At 64.5% G+C, this 25589-nt stretch carries 24 protein-coding genes and 1 pseudogene; 22 read left to right on the forward strand and 3 right to left on the reverse strand.

The genetic code is table 11. From position 1 onward, the window contains the following. Positions 1-14 precede the first annotated feature (14 nt). From KTQ42_RS03035 to KTQ42_RS03095, 13 genes are all read left to right on the forward strand, one after another. Positions 15-1277 carry a lipoprotein-releasing ABC transporter permease subunit gene (locus tag KTQ42_RS03035; RefSeq protein WP_217344161.1) on the forward strand — a complete coding sequence of 421 codons (1263 nt, stop codon included), beginning with the start codon at positions 15-17 and terminating at the stop codon, positions 1275-1277. 28 nt (positions 1278-1305) lie between these two features. Further along, positions 1306-2037: a lipoprotein-releasing ABC transporter ATP-binding protein LolD gene (lolD, locus tag KTQ42_RS03040; RefSeq protein ID WP_217346794.1), complete on the forward strand. Its 732-nt coding sequence runs from the start codon at positions 1306-1308 to the stop codon at positions 2035-2037. A gap of 12 nt (positions 2038-2049) precedes the next feature. Further along, on the forward strand, positions 2050-2847 hold the full coding sequence (locus KTQ42_RS03045; protein WP_217344162.1) for a TatD family hydrolase: 798 nt from the start codon (positions 2050-2052) through the stop codon (positions 2845-2847). Between the two features lie 5 nt (positions 2848-2852). After that, the gene (locus tag KTQ42_RS03050) at positions 2853-5279 is read left to right on the forward strand and encodes a DNA internalization-related competence protein ComEC/Rec2 (protein WP_217344163.1); all 2427 of its coding nucleotides are present in this window, start codon (positions 2853-2855) and stop codon (positions 5277-5279) included. A 229-nt stretch (positions 5280-5508) separates the two neighbouring features. Continuing rightward, positions 5509-6354, forward strand: coding sequence for a DMT family transporter (locus KTQ42_RS03055; RefSeq protein ID WP_217344164.1), 846 nt, complete (start codon positions 5509-5511; stop codon positions 6352-6354). 243 nt (positions 6355-6597) lie between these two features. Continuing rightward, complete coding sequence (locus KTQ42_RS03060) at positions 6598-6816, forward strand: hypothetical protein (RefSeq protein WP_217344165.1); 219 nt, start codon at positions 6598-6600, stop codon at positions 6814-6816. 290 nt (positions 6817-7106) lie between these two features. Continuing rightward, positions 7107-7898, forward strand: a complete 792-nt coding sequence (locus KTQ42_RS03065) for an alpha/beta hydrolase (protein ID WP_217344166.1) — start codon at positions 7107-7109, stop codon at positions 7896-7898. A 121-nt stretch (positions 7899-8019) separates the two neighbouring features. Then, positions 8020-9678, forward strand: coding sequence for a CTP synthase (locus KTQ42_RS03070; RefSeq protein WP_217344167.1), 1659 nt, complete (start codon positions 8020-8022; stop codon positions 9676-9678). Beyond that, positions 9675-10529 carry a 3-deoxy-8-phosphooctulonate synthase gene (kdsA, locus tag KTQ42_RS03075; RefSeq protein ID WP_217344168.1) on the forward strand — a complete coding sequence of 285 codons (855 nt, stop codon included), beginning with the start codon at positions 9675-9677 and terminating at the stop codon, positions 10527-10529. Before KTQ42_RS03070 ends, kdsA begins: the two co-directional genes overlap by 4 nt. 72 nt (positions 10530-10601) lie before the next feature. Then, the gene (gene eno / locus KTQ42_RS03080; protein ID WP_217344169.1) at positions 10602-11885 is read left to right on the forward strand and encodes a phosphopyruvate hydratase; all 1284 of its coding nucleotides are present in this window, start codon (positions 10602-10604) and stop codon (positions 11883-11885) included. Between the two features lie 52 nt (positions 11886-11937). Beyond that, positions 11938-12288, forward strand: coding sequence for a cell division protein FtsB (ftsB, locus tag KTQ42_RS03085; protein ID WP_217344170.1), 351 nt, complete (start codon positions 11938-11940; stop codon positions 12286-12288). Between the two features lie 15 nt (positions 12289-12303). Further along, positions 12304-12597 (forward strand): hypothetical protein, encoded by a 294-nt coding sequence (locus KTQ42_RS03090; RefSeq protein WP_217344171.1) that lies wholly within the window; start codon positions 12304-12306, stop codon positions 12595-12597. Between the two features lie 433 nt (positions 12598-13030). Then, positions 13031-14428, forward strand: a complete 1398-nt coding sequence (locus KTQ42_RS03095; RefSeq protein ID WP_217343761.1) for an IS66 family transposase — start codon at positions 13031-13033, stop codon at positions 14426-14428. A gap of 322 nt (positions 14429-14750) precedes the next feature. Here KTQ42_RS03095 and hslO read toward each other — a convergent pair whose 3' ends face one another. After that, positions 14751-15680, reverse strand: coding sequence for an Hsp33 family molecular chaperone HslO (gene hslO, locus KTQ42_RS03100; RefSeq protein WP_217344172.1), 930 nt, complete (start codon positions 15678-15680; stop codon positions 14751-14753). Continuing rightward, positions 15680-16204 (reverse strand): gamma carbonic anhydrase family protein, encoded by a 525-nt coding sequence (locus KTQ42_RS03105; RefSeq protein ID WP_194713480.1) that lies wholly within the window; start codon positions 16202-16204, stop codon positions 15680-15682. Before KTQ42_RS03105 ends, hslO begins: the two co-directional genes overlap by 1 nt. Before the next feature lie 54 nt (positions 16205-16258). On the opposite strand from KTQ42_RS03105, the gene KTQ42_RS03110 reads away from it, so the two are divergent. Both KTQ42_RS03110 and KTQ42_RS03115 read left to right on the forward strand, forming a co-directional pair. After that, the gene (locus KTQ42_RS03110; RefSeq protein WP_217344173.1) at positions 16259-17083 is read left to right on the forward strand and encodes a ferritin-like domain-containing protein; all 825 of its coding nucleotides are present in this window, start codon (positions 16259-16261) and stop codon (positions 17081-17083) included. A 125-nt stretch (positions 17084-17208) separates the two neighbouring features. Next, positions 17209-17463: a hypothetical protein gene (locus KTQ42_RS03115; protein WP_217344174.1), complete on the forward strand. Its 255-nt coding sequence runs from the start codon at positions 17209-17211 to the stop codon at positions 17461-17463. A gap of 37 nt (positions 17464-17500) precedes the next feature. On the opposite strand, the pseudogene KTQ42_RS03120 reads toward KTQ42_RS03115, so the two are convergent. Then, a pseudogene (locus tag KTQ42_RS03120) lies at positions 17501-19186 on the reverse strand (AMP-binding protein). Positions 19187-19306: 120 nt separating this feature from the next. On the opposite strand from KTQ42_RS03120, the gene KTQ42_RS03125 reads away from it, so the two are divergent. From KTQ42_RS03125 to KTQ42_RS03155, 7 genes are all read left to right on the forward strand, one after another. Next, on the forward strand, positions 19307-20182 hold the full coding sequence (locus tag KTQ42_RS03125) for an alpha/beta hydrolase (RefSeq protein WP_217344175.1): 876 nt from the start codon (positions 19307-19309) through the stop codon (positions 20180-20182). Between the two features lie 244 nt (positions 20183-20426). Then, positions 20427-21263, forward strand: coding sequence for a 3',5'-nucleoside bisphosphate phosphatase (locus tag KTQ42_RS03130; protein WP_217344176.1), 837 nt, complete (start codon positions 20427-20429; stop codon positions 21261-21263). Between the two features lie 242 nt (positions 21264-21505). Next, on the forward strand, positions 21506-22378 hold the full coding sequence (gene htpX, locus KTQ42_RS03135) for a protease HtpX (protein ID WP_217344177.1): 873 nt from the start codon (positions 21506-21508) through the stop codon (positions 22376-22378). Positions 22379-22438: 60 nt separating this feature from the next. Continuing rightward, on the forward strand, positions 22439-23062 hold the full coding sequence (locus KTQ42_RS03140; RefSeq protein ID WP_217344178.1) for an L-threonylcarbamoyladenylate synthase: 624 nt from the start codon (positions 22439-22441) through the stop codon (positions 23060-23062). Between the two features lie 41 nt (positions 23063-23103). Next, entirely contained in the window at positions 23104-23760 is a 657-nt protein-coding gene (locus KTQ42_RS03145) for a site-2 protease family protein (protein ID WP_217344179.1), read from the forward strand. 6 nt (positions 23761-23766) lie between these two features. After that, on the forward strand, positions 23767-24969 hold the full coding sequence (locus KTQ42_RS03150; RefSeq protein ID WP_217344180.1) for a tryptophan--tRNA ligase: 1203 nt from the start codon (positions 23767-23769) through the stop codon (positions 24967-24969). Continuing rightward, a complete protein-coding gene (locus KTQ42_RS03155) occupies positions 24969-25535 on the forward strand; it encodes a class I SAM-dependent methyltransferase (protein ID WP_217344181.1) in 567 nt (188 codons plus the stop codon). The genes KTQ42_RS03150 and KTQ42_RS03155 overlap by 1 nt, the downstream gene beginning before the upstream one ends. Positions 25536-25589: the final 54 nt, after the last annotated feature.

Here is a 25589-nt window from a genome sequence, read left to right on the forward strand (position 1 = left end):
TCAGGAGTTTTCATTTGAGTCTCAAGAACTTGCCGTTCGAATGGCTGGTCGGCCTGCGCTATACCCGCGCCGGCAAGCGCAGCGCGCGCAACAGTTTCATTTCCTTTATTTCCATGATCTCCATGGCCGGCATCGCACTGGGCGTGGCCGCGCTGATCGTGGTGCTGTCGGTGATGAACGGCTTCCAGAAGGAAGTGCGCGACCGCATGCTGTCGGTGCTGGCCCATATCGAGGTGTTCGACGCCACCGGCGCCTTGCCCGACTGGCAGCAGACCGCGAAGGAAGCCTTCATGGACCGCGAGGTCAAGGGTGCGGCGCCCTATGTCGCCGGACAGGCCATGATGACGCGTGACGACACCGTGCGCGGCGTGGTGGTGCGCGGCGTGCTGCCGCAGGAGGAGCCCAAGGTGTCGGATGTGGCGTCCCAGGTCAAGCAGGGCAGCTTCAATGACCTGCGGCCGGGTGAATTCAATATCGTGCTGGGGCTGGAACTGGCGCGCAGCATGCAGGCGCGGGTCGGCGACCGGGTCACGCTGATTGCGCCGCAGGGGCAGGTCACGCCGGCCGGCGTGATACCGCGCCTGAAGCAGTTCACGGTGGTCGGCATCTTCGAAGCGGGGCATTTCGAATTCGATTCCTCGCTGGCCTTCATGCATCTGGAAGATGCGGAAAAGATGTTCCGGCTGTCGGCGCCTTCCGGCCTGCGGCTGCGCATCGCTGACATGCAGCAGGCGCCGCAGGTGGCGCAGGACCTGTCGCGCATCCTGACGGGCGACGTGCTGATCCGCGACTGGTCCCAGCAGAACCGCAACTGGTTCGCCGCGGTGCAGACCGAGAAGCGCATGATGTTCATCATCCTGACCCTGATCATCGCGGTGGCCGCCTTCAACCTGGTGTCGACGCTGGTGATGACGGTGACCGACAAGCAGGCCGACATCGCCATCCTGCGCACGCTCGGCTCCTCGCCCGGCTCGATCATGAAGATCTTCATGATCCAGGGCGCGCTGGTGGGGCTGATCGGCACCGCCATCGGCGTGGGCGGCGGCGTGCTGGTGGCGCTGAACGTGGATATCATCGTGCCCTTCATCGAGCACCTGCTGGGCGTGCAGTTCCTGCCGCGCGACATCTACCTGATCAGCGCCTTGCCGTCCGACCTGCGCTGGCCGGATGTCTGGACCATCGGCATGGTGGCAGTGGTGCTGGCGTTCCTGGCAACCCTGTATCCGAGCTGGCGGGCGGCGCGGGTGCGCCCGGCCGAGGCGCTGCGCTATGAATGATCCGGAAATGACAACCATGAGTAGCGTGATGAATCAGCAGAAAGCGCAGCAGCAGGCGGCAGGCCAGCCGCCGGCCGGCCAGGCAGTGCTGTCCTGCCAGGGCCTGGGCAAGACCTATACCCAGGGCAAGTATTCGGTGGATGTGCTGTCGGGCATCAGCTTCGAGGTGCATCGCGGCGAGCGGGTCGCCATCGTCGGCGCATCGGGCTCGGGCAAGTCGACCCTTCTGCATCTGCTGGGCGGACTGGACGTGCCAAGCGCCGGCCGCGTACAACTTCAGGGCCGGGACTTCGCCTCGCTCGATGAAAGGACCCGCGGCCGGCTGCGCAATGAATCGCTGGGCTTCGTCTATCAGTTCCATCATCTGCTGCCCGAGTTTTCCGCGCTCGACAATGTGGCCATGCCGCTCCTGATCCGGCGCATGCCGCGCAGCCAGGCGCACGAAATCGCCGCCGCGATCCTGGCCCGTGTCGGCCTGGAAAAGCGGGTCACCCATGTGCCGGGCGAACTGTCCGGCGGCGAGCGCCAGCGGGTGGCGCTGGCGCGGGCGCTGGTGACGCAGCCGGCCTGCGTGCTGGCCGACGAGCCCACCGGCAACCTCGACCGCCACACCGCACAGAGAACCTTCGACCTGATGCTGGAACTGTCGCGCACCCTCGGAACTTCCTTCGTGATCGTGACTCATGACATCGAGCTGGCGCGCCATTGCGACCGCGTGCTGCGGCTTTCCGACAATGGCCTGGAACCCTACGTGGACTGAGGACCAACCCCGATGTGGATAGACACACACTGCCACCTTGACGCCGGCGAGTTCGGCGGCGCCTCCGACGCCATTGCGCGGCAGGCCGGTGAACAGGGTGTCGGCCAGATCGTGATCCCGGCGGTGGACCGGCACAACTTCCGCCTGGTGCGCGACCTCTCCGCCCGTCAGCCCAACTGCCGTTATGCGCTGGGCATTCATCCGATCTGCGTGCCGGGCGCCGGCGAGGAAGACCTGGACCTGCTGCGCCAGACGGTGGCCGGCGCCATGGACGATCCGAACCTGGTGGCCATCGGCGAGATCGGCCTGGATTTTTTCCTGCCCGATCTGTGCGAGCCGGCAATGCGGCAGAAGCAGGAATATTTCTACCAGGAGCAGTTGAAGCTGGCGCGCGACGTCGGCCTGCCGGTGCTGCTGCATGTGCGTCGCTCGCAGGACATCATCCTGAAATACCTGCGCCGCATCGCCCTGCCGGGCGGCATCGCCCATGCCTTCAACGGCAGCTTCCAGCAGGCAGAGACCTTCATCGCACTGGGGTTCAAGCTCGGCTTCGGCGGCGCGATGACCTTTCCGCGGGCGCTGCAGATACGCCGGCTGGCGTCCACCGTGCCGGCCTCGGCGCTGGTGCTGGAAACCGATGCGCCGGACATTTCCCCGGCATGGCTGCATCCGCAGCGCAACACCCCTGAACAACTGCCGCGCATCGGCGCGGCGCTGGCCGAGCTGCGAAGCATGCCGGTCGACGAGATCGCCTCCCTCACCACCGCGAATGCGCATGCCGCGCTGCCGCGGCTGCAGCTTCCCGCCTGAGCGCCGTGCGCGGCCTGCTGCTCGGATTCGCGTCCGGCGTCTGCCTGCTGCAGACCCGGCCCGCGCTGCCCGGCATGATGCAGACCGCCCTGCTGCTCATGGCCCTGATGCTGGCGGCCTTGCTGGCGCGGCGCATGCACCGCGCATGGGCGCGCGTCCTGGCTCGCATCGCCAGCGGCGTCATCACCGGCTTTCTGTGGGCTGCGCTGCTGGCCACGCAGTACCTTGCCGAGGAACTGCCCGTTGCGCTGGAAGGACAGGAACTGACGGTGACCGGCGTGGTGGCCAATCTGCCATATCGCTTCGAGCGCGGCCTGCGTTTTCACTTCACGGTGGAGCAGGCAGCCGGTGCCGACGGCAGCGCGCTGGCGCTGCCGTCGCGGATTGCGCTGTCCTGGTATGACGATCCACGCGCGAAACTGTCGCCGCCGGCCCTGCGCCCGGGAGAGCGCTGGCGGCTATCGGTAAAACTGAAGCGGCCGCATGGCAATGCAAACCTGGGCGGCTTCGATTACGAGGCCTGGCTGCTGGAGCAGGGTTTGCGCGCCACCGGCAGCGTGCGTGGAGTGGCTCCCGACAGCGGCAATCGCAAGCTGGACGCCTTTGTCTTCAGCCCCACGGCCATGGTCCAACGTTGCCGCGGCTGGCTGCGCGAGCGCATGGCGACAGCGCTGGCGGGGCAGCGCTATGCCGGCGTGATCATTGCGCTGGTCATCGGCGACCAGCGTGACATTGGCCAGGACGACTGGAAGGTCTTCACCCGCACCGGCATCGGCCACCTGGTGTCGATCTCGGGCCTGCATATCACCATGGTGGCCGGCCTGTTCGCTGCGTCGGTGCAGGCACTGTGGCGGCGCTCCTTCTACACCCGCGCCCAATTGCCGCTGCTGCTGCCGGCGCAAAAGGTGGCCGCCCTGGCCGGTACCGCGGCGGCGCTGGTCTATGTGCTGCTGGCCGGCTTCGGCGTGCCGGCCCAGCGCACGCTCTACATGATCGCAGTGCTGGGCATCGCGCTCTGGACCGGGCGCATCGCCAGCGTGTCGCATGTGCTGTGCACCGCACTGGCGATGGTGCTGCTGCTGGATCCCTGGGCCGTGCTGTGGCCGGGTTTCTGGCTGTCCTTCAGCGCGGTCGCGGTGATCCTGTATGTCTCGGTGGGCCGCCAGCGTTCCTCCGCGCCGGACGGAACGGCATCGCGCAGGCAGATGCTGTGCGACGCCGCGCGCACCCAGTATGCGGTGACGGTGGGCCTGGTTCCATTGACGCTGCTGCTGTTCGGCCAGATCTCGCTGGTCAGCCCGCTGGCCAATGCGGTGGCGATTCCGCTGGTGAGCTTTGCGGTCACGCCGCTGGCGCTGGCCGGCAGCGTCGCGCCGGCGCCGCTGTCGGCTTGGCTGCTACAGGCAGCGCACTGGCTGGTGGCGCAACTGGCGCTGTTGCTTGAATGGCTGAGCGGCTTCGCCCTGGCGGTGTGGGCCGCGCCGATACCGGCATGGTGGATGTTTGCGCTGGGCCTGACCGGCATGCTGTGGCTGCTCGCGCCACGCGGCTGGCCGGCGCGCTGGCTGGGCCTGCTGCTGTGGCTGCCGCTGCTGCTGCATGCGCCCGATGCGCCGGAGCAGGGCTTTCGGGTAACGGCCTTCGACGTCGGCCAGGGGAATGCGCTGCTGGTGGAAACCGCAAGCCATCGCCTGCTGTACGACACCGGTCCGGCCTACACGCCGGATTCGGATGGCGGCAGCCGCGTGATCCTGCCCTATCTGCGCTATCGCGGCATCAGCCGGCTGGATGCGATGCTGGTGTCCCACAGCGATATCGACCATGCCGGCGGCGCCTTGTCGGTGCTGGACGAGATCGACGTCGGCTGGGTCGGCTCCTCGCTCGAGCCGGGCCACGAGATCATCAACCAGGCCAGCCGCCACAGCCGTTGCCTCGCCGGGCAGAACTGGACCTGGGACGGCGTGCGCTTCGAGATGCTGCATCCGACGCCTTCCATCTATGACATCCCTGGCCAGAAGCCCAATGGCCGCAGCTGCACGCTGAAGGTGAGCGCCGGCGGCGTGTCGATGCTGCTGGCCGGCGACATCGAGGCGCCGCAGGAATCGCTGCTGCTGTCGGGCATGCCGCAACGCCTGCCATCGACCGTGCTGCTGGCGCCGCATCATGGCAGCGGCACCTCGTCGACACCGGACTTCCTGGACGCGGTGGCCCCGCAGATCGCGGTATTCCAGGTCGGGTACCGCAACCGGTATAGACATCCGAAAGCGGAGGTGGAGCAGCGCTATGTGGCACGCGGCGTGCGGCGGCTGCGGTCGGATATGGACGGCGCCGTGGTGCTGGATTTTGCCGCCAGTGCGAGCGGAGGGGCGCCAGGAGTGGTCGGCATAGAAACCCGCAGGCTCAAGCAAAAACGCTATTGGTTTGGCAGGTAGCCGACGAAGCGCCGCCGGGATGTCTCAGGCGGTGTCGGCCCGTGGAACGCTGGGCATGTCAGCGGTCCAACCTGATCATCGCAGAGCCGGCATAGTGGCCCTACGCCGGCTTGCGATCTCCAAGCTTGTCAGACGGTTTCATCTTCTGGCGTCAACGGCGCTTACGCCTGGCCGAAAATTCAGGCAGTAAATTGCTTTATCTAGCCTTGAACCATAGGAAAGAACAACGATGACGATGCGCACTGCCTGCCTGACCTTCCTCGCCATGCTGGCCTTCGCCGCCAATTCCCTGCTGTGCCGGCTGGCCTTGAAGGACGGGCATATCGATGCCGCCAGCTTCACCGCCCTGCGCATCGCGTCGGGCGCATTGGTGCTGGCGCTGATCATCCGGGCTCGCGGGGCCCGGCCGCTTGCTGCTGGCAACTGGCGTTCGGCCTGGTCATTGTTCATCTATGCCGCCGGATTTTCCTGGGCCTACCTCGGGCTGACCGCCGCAACCGGCGCCTTGCTGCTGTTTGGCGCGGTGCAGGCAACCATGATTGGCCATGGGCTGTATGCAGGCGAAAGACTCACCGCGCGGCAGGTGGCTGGACTGATGATCGCGGGCTTGGGCCTGGTTGCCTTGCTGTTGCCCGGACTTGCCGCGCCATCCTTGCCGCACTCCCTCTTGATGGCAGCCGCAGGCATCAGCTGGGGCGTGTATTCCTTGCGGGCGAAAGGTTCCGGCGATCCGGCGAACGCTACGGCGGGCAATTTCCTGCGGGCAGCGCCAATTGCCATCGCACTTGGCCTGGTTCTTTTGCCGTGGTCCGAAGTCGATGGCGCCGGCATTGCTTACGCGCTGTCGTCGGGCGCGTTGGCCTCGGGGCTGGGCTATGTGATCTGGTACCAGGCCCTGCGCGGCTTGACTGCCACGGTGGCGGCCAGCGTCCAGTTGAGCGTGCCGGTGCTGGCAACGCTGGGCGGCGTGGTGCTGCTGTCGGAGCCGTTCTCCTTGCAGCTGCTGTATTCCGCATTGGCGATTCTGGGCGGTCTTGCGCTGGTCATGGCCAGGAAACCGCAGCAACGCGGGTGAAGGCCGGGAGCCTGAACGTTGCTGCATGCCTTTTCGGAAGGGCAAGCATGCGCCGCCATGCCGGCATTCCGGACCTGTTGTTTCCAGTGCCGCCTGCCGAAGCCGGTGAGCTGCTGAAATAAATTTGCCGAGAAATTTGCGCAGAGAGGATAGGATGGCCGCATTTGAACACCAATACGATGTCGGGTAAATGTGCGATTAACGGATCTTCAGCGAAATCCATCTACTTTCAAGGAACCTGCCGTGAAGGATCAACAGAGACAGGATGTGCAGGTCAGGAATGCGGCCGTGGGCAGCAGTAAAGAGCAGTCGCTTTCCGACGATCTGCTCGATACGATCACCGGCGGGGGAAGTGCCATCACCGGCAATGGCCAGCACATCGAACCGGCTTCTGTATCTGGCCCAACCGATGTGGAAATACTCAACAAAAAGAACAGCAAAAAGAGAATCGACTATGCCTGATTCTTGGTCCCCGCTTAACTCACCAGGCGCCATCTAAGAGCAAAGGCGTCTACAGGCAGGAGTCTCCCGCGGGCGTGAATGCAAAGCCGTGGCGCAATTTTTTCGCGATTTAACATCAGCGACTGCCTTTCGCTGTCAATACCGAATGTGCGATGTCTATTCCCATCCGCGGAGCGATCAGGCGGGCTGGCAACCCATTACGGTTCTTGATGTCCTTCCTACGCAAGATCGCGCTGCGCGTAATCCCGTAGAATGCTTTTCCCAGTCCCAATGCCTTGCCGCAGCAGTCCATGAGCCAGCAGCTGATCCAGTTCGTCCACGCCAACAGTTTCCCGACAGACACCTACCGGGTTTTTTTCAGCCACCTGAAGTCGCACTACACCATTTCTGCCTTGCCGCTGCATGCCCACAACCCGGACTATCCCATCGAAAACGGCTGGGCGTCGCTGGTACAGGAACTGGTGGATGCGCTGGATCCGCGTCATCCGGCCATCCTCGTCGGGCATTCCATGGGCGGCATGCTGAGCCTGATGGCGGCGCGCGCTCGGCCTGACCTGGTGCGCGCAGTGGTGCTGATGGATGCGCCGGTCGTGGCCGGCTGGCGCGCTGTGCTGCTGCGCATCGCCAAGTCGGTGGGCCTGGACCGCAAGCTGTCGCCGGCGCGGTTTTCCGAAAAACGCCGGAACCAGTTTCCTGACAGGGAAGCGGCCTACCAGCATTACGCCGCCAAACCGCTGTTTGCCGCCTGGCCGCCAGCGGTGCTGCGCGACTACGTGGAGCACGGCACCGTGGCGCAGGAAGATGGCGTGACGCTGCGCTTCACCCGCGAAGCGGAAACCGCGGTCTACCGCAGCCTGCCGCATCATCTCGGCTCGCTGCTCAGGGAGAATTTCCCGGTGCCGGTGGGCTTTATCGGCGGCGCCGATTCGGTGGAGTGCCGCCAGGCTGGCCTGCGCGCCACCCGGCGCCTGGTCGGCCGGCATTTCCGCAAGATACCGGGCGGCCACCTGTTTCCGCTGGAGCATCCTGTGGCGGCGGCCAGTGCGGTGCACCAGATGGTGCAGGCGCTGCTGCACGCCTGAATTGCATGCTTGCAACATCGCGGCTTTAGCGGAATCAATGACCCGGCCCGCGGAGGCTGGAACCAAAGTGGTTTGCGGTATAATTTCCATTTCCCGCACGTGCCGTTCGGCACCATCTGTAATGACCAAGTTTGTATTCGTCACTGGCGGCGTCGTGTCTTCCCTGGGCAAGGGAATCGCCGCCGCCTCCCTGGCTGCGATCCTCGAATCCCGCGGCCTCAAAGTCACCCTCCTGAAGCTGGATCCGTATATCAACGTCGATCCCGGCACCATGAGCCCGTTCCAGCACGGCGAGGTGTTCGTCACCGACGACGGCGCCGAAACCGACCTCGACCTCGGCCACTACGAGCGCTTCATCACGCCGAAGATGAAGAAGGTGAACAATTTCACCACCGGCCAGATCTACGAGTCGGTCATCCGCAAGGAGCGCCGCGGCGAATACCTGGGCAAGACGGTGCAGGTGATTCCGCACATTACCAATGAAATCCAGGAATACATCCACCGTGGCGCCGAAGGCCATGACGTGGCCATCGTCGAGATCGGCGGCACGGTCGGCGACATCGAGTCGCTGCCCTTCCTGGAAGCGGCACGCCAGCTGGCGCTGCGCGCCGGCCGCAATTCCACCGCCTTCGTCCACCTGACGCTGGTGCCTTACCTGGCGTCGGCCGGCGAACTGAAGACCAAGCCGACCCAGCACAGCGTGCAGAAGCTGCGCGAGATCGGCATTTCGCCGGATGCGTTGCTGTGCCGCGCCGACCGCCGCATTCCGGACGACGAGCGGGCCAAGATCTCCCTGTTCTCCAATGTGCAGGAAGCCGGCGTGATCTCGGTGTGGGATGCCGACACCATCTACAAGATCCCGCAGATGCTGCACGACCAGGGCCTGGACGCCATCGTCTGCGAATGCCTGGCGCTTTCGCCCAAGCCCGCCGACCTGTCGATGTGGACCCGCCTGGTGCACGCGCTGGAAAACCCGAAGGCCGACGTGACCATCGGCATGGTCGGCAAGTACGTCGACCTGACCGAGTCGTACAAGTCGCTGACCGAGGCGCTGCGCCACGCCGGCATCCATACCGAGAGCCGGGTCAACATCGAATACGTGGACTCGGAAGAGATCGAGCAGCATGGCACCGGCCAGCTGCAGAAGTTCGACGCCATCCTGGTGCCGGGCGGCTTCGGCAAGCGCGGCGTGGAAGGCAAGATCGCCGCCGCCCGCTTTGCCCGCGAAAACAAGATTCCGTATCTTGGCATCTGCCTGGGCATGCAGGTTGCGCTGATCGAATATGCGCGCAACAAGGCTGGCCTGGCCCATGCGAACTCGACCGAGTTCGACACCGGCACCGAGCATCCGGTGGTGGCGCTGATCAATGAATGGCAGAACCACGACGGCAAGGTCGAGAAGCGCGACGCCAATTCCGACCTCGGCGGCACCATGCGCCTGGGCGCGCAGACCTGCGAAGTCAAGCCGGGCACGCTGGCCGCCGAGATCTATGGCGCGGTGGTCACCGAGCGCCATCGCCATCGCTATGAAGCCAACAACCATTACCTGGGCCGGGTGGAAGAGGCTGGCCTGATCGTGGCGGCGCGCACGCCGACCGAGTCGCTGTGCGAGATCATGGAACTGCCGCGCAGCGGCGAGAATGCGCACCCGTGGTACATGGGCGTGCAATATCACCCGGAATTCAAGTCCACGCCGCGCGACGGCCACCCGCTGTTCATCTCGTTCATCAAGGCTGCGCTGGCGCACAAGCAGGCGCTGTCCGAAAGGAAAGCGGCATGAAGCTATGCGGATTCGATGTCGGCTTTGAGCAGCCGTTCTTCCTGATCGCCGGCCCCTGCGTGATCGAGTCGCGCCAGATGGCGCATGACACCGCCGGCCAGCTGAAGGAAATCACGGCTGCGCTGGGCATCCCCTTCATCTACAAGTCGTCCTTCGACAAGGCCAACCGCTCGTCCGGCACCTCGTTTCGCGGGCTGGGCATGGAACAGGGCCTGGACATCCTGACGGACGTGAAGAAGGCGCTGGGCGTGCCGGTGCTGACCGACATCCACGCCATCGACGAGATCGCGCCAGTGGCCGCTGTGGTCGACGTGCTGCAGACGCCGGCCTTCCTGTGCCGCCAGACCGACTTCATCCAGGCCTGCGGCCGTTCCGGCAAGCCTGTCAACATCAAGAAGGGCCAGTTCCTGGCGCCGCATGACATGAAGAATGTCATCGACAAGGCGCGCGACGCGGCCCGCGAGGCCGGCCTGAACGAAGACAACTTCATGGCCTGCGAGCGCGGCGTATCCTTCGGCTACAACAACCTGGTGTCCGACATGCGCTCGCTGGCGATCATGCGCGAGACCGGCTGCCCTGTGGTGTTCGACGCCACCCATTCGGTGCAGCTGCCGGGCGGGCAGGGCACGTCTTCCGGCGGCCAGCGCGAATTCGTGCCGGTGCTGGCGCGTGCCGCCGTGGCGGTCGGCATCGCCGGCCTGTTCATGGAAACCCACCCGAATCCGGCGGAAGCCAAGTCCGACGGCCCCAACGCGGTGCCGCTGGGACGCATGAAGGAACTGCTGGCGACACTGCAGGACCTGGACCGCGTGGTCAAGCGCGCCGGCTTCCTGGAAAACGGCTTCGCCTGAGGCGGCAAGTAAAGAACAAGCGGGCCCGGCACGGCGGCCCGCCCCCTTTTCGTACACATTGGAGAGACTTGAATGAGCGCTATTGTTGATATTATCGGCCGCGAAGTGATCGATTCCCGTGGCAACCCGACCGTTGAGTGCGATGTGCTGCTGGAATCCGGCGTGATGGGCCGTGCCGCCGTGCCGTCGGGCGCGTCGACCGGCTCGCGCGAGGCAATCGAGCTGCGCGACGGCGACAAGAGCCGCTACTTCGGCAAGGGCGTGCTCAAGGCCTGCGAGAACATCAACACCGAGATCTCCGAAGCCATCATGGGCCTGGACGCCAATGAGCAGGCTTTCCTGGACCGCACCCTGATCGACCTGGACGGCACCGAGAACAAGGCCCGCCTGGGCGCCAACGCGACGCTGGCCGTCTCGATGGCCGTGGCCAAGGCCGCCGCCGAGGAAGCCGGCCTGCCGCTGTACCGCTATTTCGGCGGCTCCGGCGCGATGCAGATGCCGGTGCCGATGATGAACGTGATCAACGGCGGCGCCCATGCCGACAACAACCTGGACCTTCAGGAATTCATGATCATCCCGGTCGGCGCGCCCAGCTTTCGCGAAGCGATCCGCTACGGCGCCGAGGTGTTCCACACCCTGAAGAAGATCCTGCACGACAACAAGCTGACCACCGCGGTCGGCGACGAAGGCGGCTTCGCCCCGTCGGTGGCCAACCATGAAGCGGCGATCAAGCTGATCCTGCAGGCCATCGAGCAGGCCGGCTACGAGCCGGGCACCCAGATCGCGCTGGGCCTGGACTGCGCCGCTTCCGAGTTCTACAAGGATGGCAAGTATCGCCTGGACGGCGAAGGCCTGGCCTTGTCCTCGTCCGACTTCACAAACCTGCTGGCAACCTGGTGCGACAAGTACCCGATCATCTCGATCGAGGACGGCATGGCCGAGAACGACTGGGACGGCTGGGCGACGCTGACCAAGACCCTGGGCAAGCGGATCCAGCTGGTGGGCGACGACCTGTTCGTCACCAACACCAAGATCCTGCGTGAAGGCATCCAGAAGGACATCGCCAATTCCATCCTGATCAAGATCAACCAGATCGGCACCCTGACCGAGACCTTCGCCGCGATCGAAATGGCCAAGCGCGCCGGCTACACAGCGGTGATTTCGCACCGTTCGGGCGAGACCGAGGACTCGACCATTGCCGACATCGCCGTCGGTACCAATGCGCTGCAGATCAAGACCGGCTCGATGTCCCGTTCGGACCGCATGGCCAAGTACAATCAGCTGCTGCGCATCGAGGAAGACCTGGGCGACATCGCCACCTACCCTGGCCGCGAAGCGTTTTACAACCTGAAGTAATCCGCCCCCGCCGGCGGCTCGTGCCGCCGGCTGCTACTTGCGAAGTGCGTCCATGCGTCTGATTCTGTTTAGTCTTGCGGCCTTGCTTATTCTGGTTCAGTTTCCGCTTTGGTTGGGCAAGGGCGGATGGCTCAGGGTCTGGGACCTGGACCAGCAGGTCTTTGCCGCGCAGAGAAAGAATGACGAACTGCGTGCCCGCAACGGCAAGCTGGCCTCGGAAGTGCAGGACCTGAAAGAGGGCACCGGCGCGGTCGAGGAGAGGGCGCGCTATGAACTCGGCATGATCAAGCAGGACGAGATCTTCGTGCAGATCCTGGACCCGAATACCAGTCCGCCGCTGCAGGAAGTGGCGGCGCCGGTCAAGCCGGTGAAGAAGCCGCCGCCGCGCAAGAAGCCGCAATGAAGAAGGCGCCATTCAATGGCGCTTTTTTTTATGGTCGATGCGGATTGGGGCGCACTGGAGCGGAAAGACCGAGATCGCCTTTCAAGCTCATGCCTGAAGGTCAATGCATGGAGAGAGGCAAGCGCGAACGCAAGTTCCGAAGCGGTTGCGGTTGCGGTTGCGGTTGCGGTTGCGGTCGCAGTTGCCGTTGCCGTTGCCGTTGCCGTTGCCGTTGCCGTTGTTTTTGAAGTAGCTGTTGCAGTGGAAATCCCCGTTGAGCGCGCCGTGTCAGCGGTGCCCGGAGCGGGAAAAGGTGCGGCGTCTGTCTGAGTGGAGCGAAGCGGAGCGAGTTTAGCCGCGCCCCGCTTCGGGTACCGCTGACACGGGGACCCTCGCGCAGCGAGGGCGCGATCATCGGGGCCGCCTTTTTTGGTCACTTTTTTGGCGGAGCAAAAAAGTGACCCGGCCGCCGGGACGGACTCCCGGCTTGCCTCCACGGCAGTGCAATCGCATTGCGTCACCCGGCAAGGCACGGGCAGCACTGTCGTCGTTGAAGTTGACTTTTGTAAGCGAGCTCTGCAAACGTCAAGAGCAACTGCTGCTTCGCAGTGACGCCTTCACGCCTGGTGAAACAACCCGACTGCACTGTCGTCATGACCAGGCCGGGTGTTCGCCCCGGCAGGCGACCTACTTCTTTTGCTTCGCCGTAACTATTCAGCATCAGACTGTTAAATTCCTTCATTCAGGTGCATAGTGCGATGTCATGAAATCACGTCCCGATCTCTCCACTCTGAGCTTCGAGCAAAAGGACGAGCTGATCCTGCAACTCTGGGATCGCCTCGACAAGCTCGAAGCGATGCTGCTTAAAAACAGCAGTAACTCCAGCAAGCCGCCTTCGTCAGACGGCTTCAAACGCAAGCCTAAATCACGCCGCGTGGCTGGCAAGGCCAGTGCGGGCGGGCAGAAGGGACATCCCGGATCGACATTGAAACGAGTCGACGTGGCTGACCAAGTGCAAGTGCATCAGCCACCGCAACGCTGCACGGCATGTGGCAGCAAACTCGACCTGCGCACCGCCACGATCGATGTGCAAGGGCGTCAGGTCATTGACTTGCCTGCCATTCGCATGACGGTGATCGAGCATCGCCTGCAGCGTGTGCGCTGCCGTTGCGGCCAGGCGCATACCGGATGCTATCCCGAGGGGGTGACGCAGGCGGCACAGTACGGTGCGACCATCAAGGCTGCGGTGGTTTATCTGACGCAGTATCAGCATGTGCCGATGAAGCGATGCACGCGCCTGATGCAGGACTTGTTTGGCGTGACGATGTCCCCGGCCAGCGTGCATGCCGCCATTGCGCAGGCGCACGCCGCTGTGGCACCGGTGGTGCAGGCGCTGGGCGAGTCACTGCTGCAGGCGCCAGTAGTGCACTTCGATGAAACGGGCATGCGCGTGGGCACCAAGCTGTACTGGATGCACAGTGCATCGACCGAGGACGCAGTGGTCTATCAGGTGCATGCGCGCCGCGGCTACCAGGCGCTGGAGGCGTTGAACCTGCTGCCGCGCTTCAAGGGTGTGGCCGTGCATGACGGCTGGCCTTCCTACTACCGTTTCAACGTACAACATGCGTTATGCAACGCGCATCATTTGCGTGAGCTGGAGTTCGTAATCGACTCGACCGGGCAGCAATGGGCGCAAGACATGATGAGCTTGCTTGTGAAGATGAATCATGCTGTGGATGCCAGCGAGGATGGGGTGTTGAGCCAGCATGTTGCTGCAAGCTACCGTCGCCGATACCGTGAGCTCCTTGAGCAGGGTCGCCAGCATAATCCGCAAAGGCTGACTGACCTGACCCGCAAGGACAAGCGAGGCGGCATCAAGCAAAGCACCACATACAACCTGATCAAGCGGCTGGAGCAACACGCTGATGATGTGCTGCGTTTCATGCATGATGCACGGGTGCCGTTCACGAACAACCTTGCCGAGCGCGACCTTCGCATGCCCAAGCTCAAGCAGAAGGTATGCGGATGCTACCGCAGCTTTGCGGGCGCGCAGGCGTATTGCAGCATTCGTTCCTACATAGGGACATTGCAGAAGCAATCGAAGGATCTGATACAGGCATTGACCATGCTATTTAGCGGTCGCATGCCTTCGACAGGTTAAGGCTGCATACGTCTTGCGTTCTATGAATGCTGAATAGTTACGCTTCGCCAAAAGAAGTAGGCAAGAAAAGGCGACCCGATGATCGCGCCCCGCTGCGCGGGGTCCCCGTGCCGTCGACGCCTGAAGCGGGGCGCGGCTAAACTCGCTACGCTACGCTCAGACAGACGCCGCACCTTATCCGCTTCAGGCATCGCCCTCAGGGCGCGCTCAACGGGACTTCACTGCAACGGCAACGGCAACCGCAACCGCAACCGCGACGGCAGAAGCAACGGCATCTGTCGCTGCGCGTAACTGCAACTGCAACGGCGCTCCGTCCTGCGACTCAATGCCGGCTCGGCCCCGGCGTCTGCAACGCATCCACTGTCGATTCGGCCGCAAACAGCTGCGCGCAATCCACCTTGTCGAAGTCGTAATGCTGCCCGCAAAAATCGCAGTCGATGGCCAGATGGCCGACTTCGGCGATCGCCGCCTCGACTTCCTCCTCGCCCAGCATCTTGAGCATGTTGCCCACCCGTTCCCGGTTGCAGGTGCAGTGAAAGGCCGGGCTCAGCGGGTCGAATACCCGTATCGTCTCTTCCCAGAACAGCCGCCGCATCACGGTCTGGATGTCGGTGCTCAGCAGCTCGTCCGGACGCAGTGTCGAGGCCAGCATCACGGTGCGGTCCCAGGCTTCCAGGGCATCGTCGGACGAGGGCGCGCCCACCCCGCCCTGGGTCGGCAGCTTCTGCAGCAGCAGGCCGCGCGATACCTGGTCGTCGGCGGCCAGCCACAACCTGGTGTCGAGCTGCTCGGAACGCATCATGTAGTTTTCAATGATCACGGCAATCGATCCACCGTCAAGCGGCACGATGCCCTGGTACGGCTGCTGGCCGGGCAGCTTGTCCTTGGGATCGAGCGTGATGGCGAAGCGGCCATTGCCGTTGCGGTTGACCAGCTCGGTCAGGGTGATGTCGTCCGCCACCACGGCATCCGGCGCCAGCTTGGCAGTCGCGCGCATCTTCAGCTCGGCATCGCATTCCACCACCAGCAGATGCAGCGGGCCGTCGCCATGGATCTGCATCACCAGCGCGCCATTGAACTTCAGGTTGGCCGACAGCAGCGCCGCCGCCGCCAGCATCTCGCCCAGCAGCGAGCGCACCGGACGGGGATAGTCGCGCCGGGAAAGGATTTCACGCCAGGTGTCGGAAAGCTCCACCAGCTCGCCGCGCACGGGCGTGTCTTCAAACATGAATTTTTGCAGGGTATCCGTCATCAATCGATTCGCTTCAGGCTAGTCTTGAAGTCCTGCGCTCGCTGTACATAACCGGCGCTGGGGCGTTGAAGGCCGGCGACTTCCTCGTCCGAAAGTATCCGCGCCACTTTGGCAGGCGAACCGATGATGAGCGCATTGTCCGGGAACTCCTTGTTTTCCGTGACCAGCGCACCGGCGCCAACCAGGCAGTTGCGGCCGATCTTCGCGTTATTCAAGACCACCGCCTGGATGCCGATCAGGGTGTTGTCGCCGATGGTGCAGCCATGCAACATCGCCTGATGGCCAACGGTCACGCCGCGTCCCAGCGTCAGCAGGAAACCGGGATCGGTATGCAGGACCGCCGATTCCTGGATGTTGCTGTTCTCGCCGATGGTGATCTGGTCATTGTCGCCGCGGATGGTTACGTTGGACCAGACGCTGGTATGGGCTTCCAGCTTGACCCGCCCGATCACGGTGGCGGTTTCCGCAACGTAAGCGGTCGGATGAACGTCAGGGACGAGGTCGCCCAGTTGGTAGATGGCCATGGATTTTTCGTAGAATGGAAGGTTTTTGACGAGCCGTATTTTACCGCCGCCTCCATGAATTCACCGACCACCGAACAAGCCATCAACGACGAATTGCGCGGCGCCGCCCTGGGCTGGCTGCTGGAAGCCGACCCGGCAGGCAAGGCGGCGGGCGTGACCGCACTGCGCCAGCGCTGGCTGCAGGGTGCCGTCAGCCTTGCGCCCGAACGTGCCTTGGCCGCGCCGCCGGGCATTCCGGGCCGGCCCGCGCGCCCGGAACTGGTGCCGCCTCTGGCAGTAGAGCGGCGCTCGATGCGGACCGCCGAGGGCAGGGCGGCGCTCGTGCATGCGCTGGCGCACATCGAGTTCAATGCGATCAATCTGGCGCTGGATGCGATCTGGCGCTACGCAGCCATGCCGGCCGGCTATTACGCCGACTGGCTGCAGGTCGCTGCCGAGGAGGCGTATCACTTTTCCCTGCTGGCAGCGCATCTGGCCACCCTGGGCCATGCCTATGGCGACTTCACCGCCCACAACAGCCTGTGGGACATGGCCGAGAAAACCGCGGGCGATGTGCTGGCCCGCATGGCGCTGGTGCCGCGCACGCTTGAAGCCCGGGGACTGGATGCGTCGCCGCCGGTGCGGGCCAAGCTGGCCCAGGCTGGCGACCTGGAAGCGGCAGCCATCCTCGACATCATCCTGCGCGACGAAATCGGCCATGTGGCCATCGGCAACCGCTGGTACGGCTACCTGTGCCGCGAGCGCGGACTGGACCCGGTGCCGGCATATGCCGAGCTGGCAAGCCGCTACAACGCGCCGCCGCTGCGCGGGCCGTTCAACATGGAGGCGCGGCGCGCCGCCGGATTTTCCGAGTTGGAGCTTGCGCAACTGGGTTGCTGATAGCCGATTGCGGGCTGGGGCCGCAACGCTACACTGGGGATTGCCGGAGCGGAGTCCAGCGGCATCGGCGAGCCAGGTCAGGCCGGATCCGCCCTCATCCATCAGACCATCATCGGGAGTGATACATGAAAGCATCATTAACATCAGCGATCGCGCTGGGCATACTGCTGGCCGCGCTGGCGGGCTGCCAGCGCGACGACCCGGCGCGCACCGAAGGGCCGGCCGAGCAGGTAGGCCAGAAGATCGACCAGGCCGCGGTCAAGGCCACCGAAGGCATCAACAAGCTGGCCGAGAAGGCCGGCGCCGGCATGGAAAAGGCCGGCGAAAACATCCGCAAGGAAGCCGAGCAGGCCCAGGCCAAGAACGGCGAGAAAAAATAAATCCGGCCGCGCCGGCTGGTTCCGGTAGATGAAATAGTCAGCCGGCCGGCGTTGCCTGCTGCGCTTCCCGCTCGCGCAATACCCTGCGCTGCACCTTGCCGGTGGTGGTCATGGGCAGCGCATCGAGAAATTCGATCTCCTTCGGATATTCATAGGGCGCAAGCTTGCCCCGCACATGCTCCTGCAATTCCGCCACGAGACGCTGGCGGGCAGCCTCATCGGCAATCCCGGCATTTTCCGCCAGCACAATGAACGCCTTGACGATATTGCCGCGCTCCGGATCGGGCTTGGGCACCACGGCCGCATTCCCCACCGCCGGATGCTTGACCAGGCAGTTCTCGATTTCCGACGGGCCGATGCGGTAGCCGGCGGCCTTGAACATGTCGTCCGCCCGTCCCTGGTACCACAGATAGCTGTCGGCATCGCTGCTGGCCAGGTCGCCGGTGCGGCATCAGTCGCCGCTGTACTTGGCCGCGGTGGCTTGCGGATTGTTCCAGTAGCCCAGGAAGAACACCGGGTCGGGATGGCCATGGATATCGGTGCGGTGCAGCGCCACTTCGCCAATCACGCCGGGCTCGACCGGCTTGCCGTCGTCGTCAATCACCGCCACCCGGTGGCCGGGGTAGGGTCGGCCCATGCTGCCCGGCCGCGCCGGCCAGCGGCCGGCGCTGTTGCCGACGATGTAATTCATCTCGGTCTGGCCGAACATTTCATTGACGGTTACGCCCAGCGCATCCTGCACCCAATGGAAGACCGCGTCGCCGACCGCTTCGCCGGCGCTCATGATGGCGCGCAGCCGCAGCCGGTAATGTTCGCGCGGCGCCGGTATGGCCTTCATCATCATCTTCAGCGCGGTGGGGAACAGGAAGGTGTTGGTGACGCCGTATTTCTCCATCAGCCGGAAGGCCGTCTCTGCCGAAAAGCGGCCGCGGTAACCGACAATGGGCATGCCGAAATACAGCGATGGCAGCAGGGCGTCCATCAGGCCGCCGGTCCAGGCCCAGTCGGCCGGCGACCAGAACACGTCGCCTTCCTGCGGAAACCAGTTCTGCGAGGCGACGAAGCCGGTCAGGTTGCCCAGCAGGGCCGATTGCGGCAGCAGCGCACCCTTGGGCGCGCCGGTGGTGCCGCTGGTATAGATCAGGATGGCCGGATCCTGCGCACTGGTTGCGACCGGTTCGAGCTTGCCGTCGGATGCCGCCAGTTCCGATGCCCAGTCCAGTTCGCCATCGCACTCCATGCCCAGGAGGCGCTTGAGCGATGGGCAGTCCCGGCGCACATCGTTGAGCGGGGCAATAGCGGCCCGGTCGACGATGGCCATCACCGCGGCGCTGTCCTGCAAGCGGTAAGCCAGGGCGTCCGGGCCGAACAGGATGGACAGTGGCATGGCAATCGCGCCGATCAGGTGGCAGGCAATATGCGCCACTGCGGTTTCCGGGCGCTGCGGCAGCACGATGGCAACCCGGTCGCCGCGGTCCACGCCATGCCTGTGCATGGCCTGCGCCAGGCGCGTGGCATCGCGCAGCAGGCCGGCATAGGTCAGGCTGGCGGTGTTGCCGGCATCGTCCTCGTAATGGATGGCGATGCGCTGCGGATCGTCCGCCCAGCGGATGCAGCACAGCTGCGCAATGTTGAAGTCGGGCGGCACATGCCAGTGAAAGCCCTGGTACAGCGCGTCGTAGTCGTCGGTCGCAGGCGCAGCGTTGTTGCTGGCGGATATCATGCTGTCTCCATTATAATTATCGAACGATCGTTCTTTTTAAGCTGCCTGTCAGCAAGGTCAGCGGAAAAGGCGATCGTATTATCGCTTGGCGCCTCTTTCCTCACCAGACACCCGATCACCATGAAACCATCCCGCTCCGAATTCCTGACCATCCGCCGCCTGCGCTACCACGTCCGGCACTGGGGCGACGCCGGCGCGCCCAAGCTGTTCATGGTGCATGGCTGGATGGACGTGGCTGCCTCGTTCCAGTTCATGGTCGACTGCCTGAAGAAAGACTGGCATGTGATCGCGCCCGACTGGCGCGGCTTCGGCCTGACCGAGTCAGCCCATTCCGACACCTACTGGTTCCATGATTACCTGGGCGACCTGGACGCGCTGCTCGACCACTACGCACCTGGTGACGCGATCAACCTGCTCGGCCACAGCATGGGCGGCCACGTGGTGACGACCTATGCCGGCGTGCGGCCGCAGCGCATCGCGCGGCTGATCAACCTGGAAGGCGTGGGCATGCCGGCCAGCCGCCCGGAACAGGCGCCGCGCCGTGTCGAGAAATGGCTCAATGAACTGCGCACGCCGCCGACGATGCGCGCCTATGGCTCGCAGGCCGAGGTCGCGGCCCGTCTGCAGAAGACCAATCCGCGTCTGTCCGACGAGCGCGCCGCCTTCCTGTCGGGCCACTGGGCAAGCGAAACCGCGCCCGGCGTCTGGGAAATCCTGGGCGATCCGGCCCACAAGGGCATCAGCCCGCTTCTGTACCATCGCGACGAGATCATGGCCTGCTGGGCGCGCATCGAGGCGCCCACGCTGTACATGGAAGCCAGCGACACCGATCTCTGGCGCTGGATGGGCGCGCGGGAAGAGGCAAGACTTGAAATCGACCGCCGCATCGCCACCATACCGAAGGTCACTTCCCGCATGATAGAAAACGCCGGCCACATGCTGCATCATGACCAGCCCGAGATCCTTGCTGACATCATTGAAGGCTTTCTGGCGTAGCGCCTGTTATAGGAGCCTGCGCGGCAGAAGGATCGGCGGCTGCAACGCGCGAGAAAACGGTCCGGTTCGGCATCACTGCCTGCGCCCAGGGGACCACCCTGGGCTTGTCAGTGCTATCAAACCGCACCCGTCTTTCGCGGGTTTCGCATCAAAGCCTTCTGCCGCGCAGGCTCCTAGCCCAGCGACCGCGGAACCGCCAGCGTACAATCATGTCTTCCCAAGCAGAACCTGGCCCCGATACCGCATGCGCAACTTTGATCTTCACTGTCATTCCAATGTGTCCGATGGCGTACTCGCGCCCGCGTCGCTGGCGGCGCGCGCCAAGGCGCGCGGCGTCGATGTCTGGGCGCTGACGGACCACGACGAGGTCGGCGGCATCGCCGAAGCGCGCGCCGCCGCCGCGTCGCTGGGCCTGCCTTTCGTGCCCGGCGTGGAAATCTCCATCACCTGGGCCGGTCAGACGGTGCACATCGTCGGCCTGCATGTGGACGAGCGCAACCCGGTGCTTCTGGCCGGCCTGGCCCTCACGCGTTCGGGGCGCGAACTGCGCGCCCGCGAAATGGCCGGGCAACTGGCCGCGGCCGGCATACCCGACGCCTATGAGGGCGCGCTGGCCTATGCCGGCAACCCGGACCTGATTTCCCGCACCCACTTTGCGCGCTACATCATCGACCGCGGCATCTGCCGCGATGTGCCGTCCGTGTTCCGCAATTACCTGATCGAGGGCAAGCCCGGCTACGTGCCGCACCGCTGGGCTTCCCTGCAGCAGGCGGTTGAATGGATCAGGGCAGCCGGCGGCACCGCCGTGATCGCCCATCCCGGCCGCTACAACTTCGACGCCATGGCCTACGACGCGCTGTTCTCGGAGTTCAAGGACCTGGGCGGCACCGCGATCGAAGTCATCACCGGCAGCCATACGCCCGACCAGTACGAGGAATATGCCAGGGTCGCGCAGCGCTACGGCTTCCTGGCCTCGCGCGGCTCGGACTTCCACGGCCCCGGCGAGTCGCGGGTGGACCTGGGCGCGCTGCCGCCGCTGCCATCCAGCGTCAAGCCGGTCTGGCACGACTGGGTTATCTAGAGCGTGTTCGCCCTGACTGGCTTAGGCGAGACCGAGGCGGATTACCCCCGGAACAAGGCGTGCCGACGCGTCGTACCGGGGTACTTTGATACGGCGCAACGCAGTGCCGGGGGTAATCCGGCCGGCATCGACAAGCCAGGTCGGGGCGAACACGCTCCAGTATTGCTTCTGGCCTGGCGCCGGCTCTTGAAGAGCCTGGCGCCAGGCCGCATATGCAGGACGTTAAAAAGGGAGACCAATCAATGAAACGAATATTCCTGTTCCTGGCAACGAACATCGCAGTGCTCGTCGTGCTGTCCGTCGTCCTGTCGCTGCTGGGCGTGAACCGCTTCCTGGCCGGGTCAGGGCTCAACCTGCCGATGCTGCTGGTGTTCTCGGCGGTGGTGGGCTTCACGGGCTCCATCATCTCCCTGCTCATCAGCAAGCCCATGGCGAAATGGTCGACCGGCGCCCAGGTAATCGATGCGCCCGCCAATTCCACCGAGCTGTGGCTGCTCGATACGGTGCAGAAGCTGTCCGACCGCGCCGGCATCCGCATGCCCGAAGTCGCGGTCTATGAAGGCGAGCCGAATGCCTTCGCCACCGGCGCCTTCAAGAATTCGGCGCTGGTTGCGGTTTCCACCGGCCTGCTGCAGGGCATGACGCGCGACGAGGTCGAGGCCGTGCTGGGCCACGAGATCGCGCACATTGCCAACGGCGACATGGTGACCATGACCCTGGTGCAGGGCGTGGTCAACACCTTCGTGGTGTTCCTCTCGCGCGTGGTCGGCTATGTGGTCGACCGCGCCATCTCGCGTGACAACAACAGCGGCCCCGGCATCGGCTACATGGTCACGGTGATGGTGTGCCAGATCGTGTTCGGCATCGCCGCGTCGATGATCGTGGCCTGGTTCTCGCGCCATCGCGAGTTCCGCGCCGACGCCGGCTCGGCACAGCTGCTGGGCAGCCCGCAGCCCATGGTCAAGGCATTGGCCCGCCTCGGCGGCGTCGAGCCCAGCCACCTGCCGGAATCGGTCGCCACGCTGGGCATCCATGACAAGCCCGGCTTCCTTGACCTGTTCTCTACCCATCCGCCGATCGAGCAGCGCATTGCCGCGCTGCGCGGGATGCGCTGACGCGGTAGTCATTTTCAATCCAGGAGGGCGGCGGCGTGAAGCTTCCGCCTTTTTTATTCGATGAGCCAATTTTTCCAGATCCATCCCGAAAATCCCCAGCTGCGCCTGATCAGGCAGGCAGCCCAGATCATCCAGTCCGGCGGCATCGTCGCGCTGCCGACCGACGCCTGTTACGCGCTGGTGGCGCGGCTTGACGACAAGGCCGCGGTCGACCGCCTGCGCCGCATCCGCGGCATCGATGACAAGCATCACCTGACGCTGCTGTGCCGCGACCTGAGCGAGATCGCCCAGTATTCGCGGGTCGACAACAAGCAGTACCGGCTGCTGAAGGCGGCAACGCCCGGCGCCTATACCTTCATCCTGGAAGCCACCAAGGAAGTGCCGCGCCGCCTGAGCCACCCGTCGCGCAAAACGATCGGCCTGCGCGTGCCCGACAACGCCATCGCCCAGGCCCTGCTGGAAGAACTGGGCGAGCCGCTGCTGGGCACCACCCTGATCCTGCCGGACGAAGAACATCCCCTGTCCGACCCGGAAGAGATTCGCGATGGCCTGGAAAAGGTGATCGATCTCATCATCGACGGTGGCGCCTGCCAGCTTGAACCTACCACCATCATCGATCTGAGCGGCAGCGAGCCGATCCTGGTGCGCCAGGGCCTGGGCGACGCCGCACCATTCGGGCTCTGAGCCTGCCAGGCCCGCAATTGGCCTCTGTTAAAATCCGTGCGATGAACAATCTGATCCAGACCTTTGCCGTCTACGCGCTGCCCATCCTGTTTGCGATCACGCTGCATGAGGCCGCGCATGCCTATGCCGCGCGCTACTTTGGCGACAATACCGCCTTCATGGAAGGCCGCATGAGCCTGAACCCGGCCAAGCATATCGACCCGGTTGGCACGCTGCTCATTCCCATCGTGCTGTTCTTCGTCGGCAGCCCCTTCCTGTTCGGCTATGCCAAGCCGGTGCCGGTGGAATACCGCAACCTGCGCAATCCCAAGCGCGACATGGCCTGGGTGGCGCTGGCCGGGCCGGGCGCGAACCTGCTGATGGCCCTGCTGTGGATGATCGCCGTGATGGTCTTCGGCATGTTCATGGATGCCGGCGACTACTTCATGCGCATGGCGCAGGCCGGCATCCTGACCAATCTCGTGATCTTCGCCTTCAACCTGTTCCCGGTGCCGCCGCTGGACGGCGGCCGCGTGCTGACCAGCATCCTGCCGGCGCCCTATGCCTACAAATATGCGCAGCTGGAGAACTATGGCTTTTTCATCGTGCTGGGCCTGGCCATGCTGGGCTTTCTGAAGTACTGGATGGCGCCGGTGATGATGGTTGCCAATACCGCGCTGATGGCGCTGATTTCCCCCCTGACTTTTCTTTTGAGCTGAACCAACATGTACCCTGATCGCGTAGTCTCCGGCATGCGCCCCACCGGCGTAATGCACCTTGGCCATTTCCACGGCGCCCTGAAGAACTGGGTGAAGCTGCAGTCCGAGCATGAATGCCTGTTTTTCGTCGCTGACTGGCATGCCCTGACCACGCACTACGACGATCCGAGCATCATTGAGAAAAGCACCTGGGACATGGTGATCGACTGGCTGGCCGCCGGCATCGACCCGGCGCAGTCCACCCTGTTCATCCAGTCCAAGGTGCCCGAGCATGCCGAGCTGCACCTGCTGCTGTCGATGACCACGCCGCTGGGCTGGCTGGAGCGCGTGCCGACCTACAAGGACCAGCAGGAAAAGCTGGCCGACCGCGACCTGGCGACTTATGGCTTCCTGGGCTATCCGCTGCTGCAGGCGGCCGACGTGCTGATCTACCGCGCCAGCATGGTGCCGGTGGGCGAGGACCAGGTGCCGCACATTGAAATGATGCGCGAGCTGGCGCGGCGCTTCAATCACATCTACGGCAAGGAAAAGGACTTCGAGGAAAAGGCGAAGGAGGCGGTGAAGAAGCTGGGCGGCAAGCGCGCCCGTCTCTATATCGAGCTGCGCACCGAGTTCCAGGAAAAGGGCAGCGCCGACGCCATCGAGCAGGCGCGGGCCATGCTGGACGAGGCGCAGAACCTGTCCATGATCGACCGCGAGCGCCTGTTCGGCTATCTCGAAGGCAGCCGCAAGCTGATCCTGGTCGAGCCGCGCGCCCTGCTGACCGAGGCGTCCCGCCTGCCGGGCCTGGATGGCCAGAAGATGTCCAAGAGCTATGGCAACTCCATCGGCCTGCGGGAAGACCGTGAATCGGTCACCAAGAAAATGCGCACCATGCCCACCGACCCGGCGCGGGTGCGCCGCACCGATCCGGGCGAACCCGAGCGTTGCCCGGTCTGGCAGCTGCACAAGGTCTATTCCGACGAGCCGACCAGGCAATGGGCAGCGACCGGCTGCCGCAGCGCCGGCATCGGCTGCCTGGAATGCAAGCAGCCCGTGATCGACGCGGTGCTGAAGGAGCAGGAGCCGATGCGCGAGCGCGCCCAGCAATACCTGGACGACCCGACGCTGGTGCGCGCCATCATCGCCGACGGCTGCGAAAAGGCGCGCCGGATGGCGCAGGAAACCATGCGCGACGTGCGCGACGTCATGGGCCTGTCGTACAGCTGATGGCGGCGCATGCTCCCGTGGCCGCCGCCTCGCCCTGGGTGCGGCGCTTTGCACCGCTGATTCCAGCAGGCGAGGTGCTGGACCTGGCCTGCGGCAGCGGGCGCCATGCCCGCCTGCTGGCCGGGCTGGGCCACCCGGTGCTGGCGGTGGACCGCGACGAACAGGCGCTGGCCGCCTGCGCCGCGCCCGGCATCCGCTGCGAGCGGCATGACCTGGAAGACGGCGCGCCATGGCCGTATGCCGGACGCCGCTTCGCAGGTATCGTGGTGACCAACTATCTGCACCGGCCGCTGTTTGGGCCGTTGCTGGAGGCGCTGGCACCTGGCGGCGTGCTGATTTATGAAACTTTTGCGGCGGGCAATGGCCAATATGGCAGGCCGTCCAGCCCGGACTTCCTGCTGCAGCCAGGCGAGCTGATCGAACAGGTCAGGCTGCATGGCGACGGCATGCGGGTGCTGGCTTACGAGGATGGCTATCTGTCCCAGCCCAAGCCGGCGCTGGTGCAGCGCATCTGCGCGCTGCGCCATGATCCCGATGCCGATCCGGCCCGGGCGCTGGCCTTGTAACCGGTTGTGGGCGGCGGTACCGCGGTCCGGTGCTATCCGCTACAATCGTCCCCT

The sequence above is a fragment of the Noviherbaspirillum sp. L7-7A genome (assembly GCF_019052805.1).
Lineage (GTDB): Bacteria > Pseudomonadota > Gammaproteobacteria > Burkholderiales > Burkholderiaceae_D > Noviherbaspirillum_A.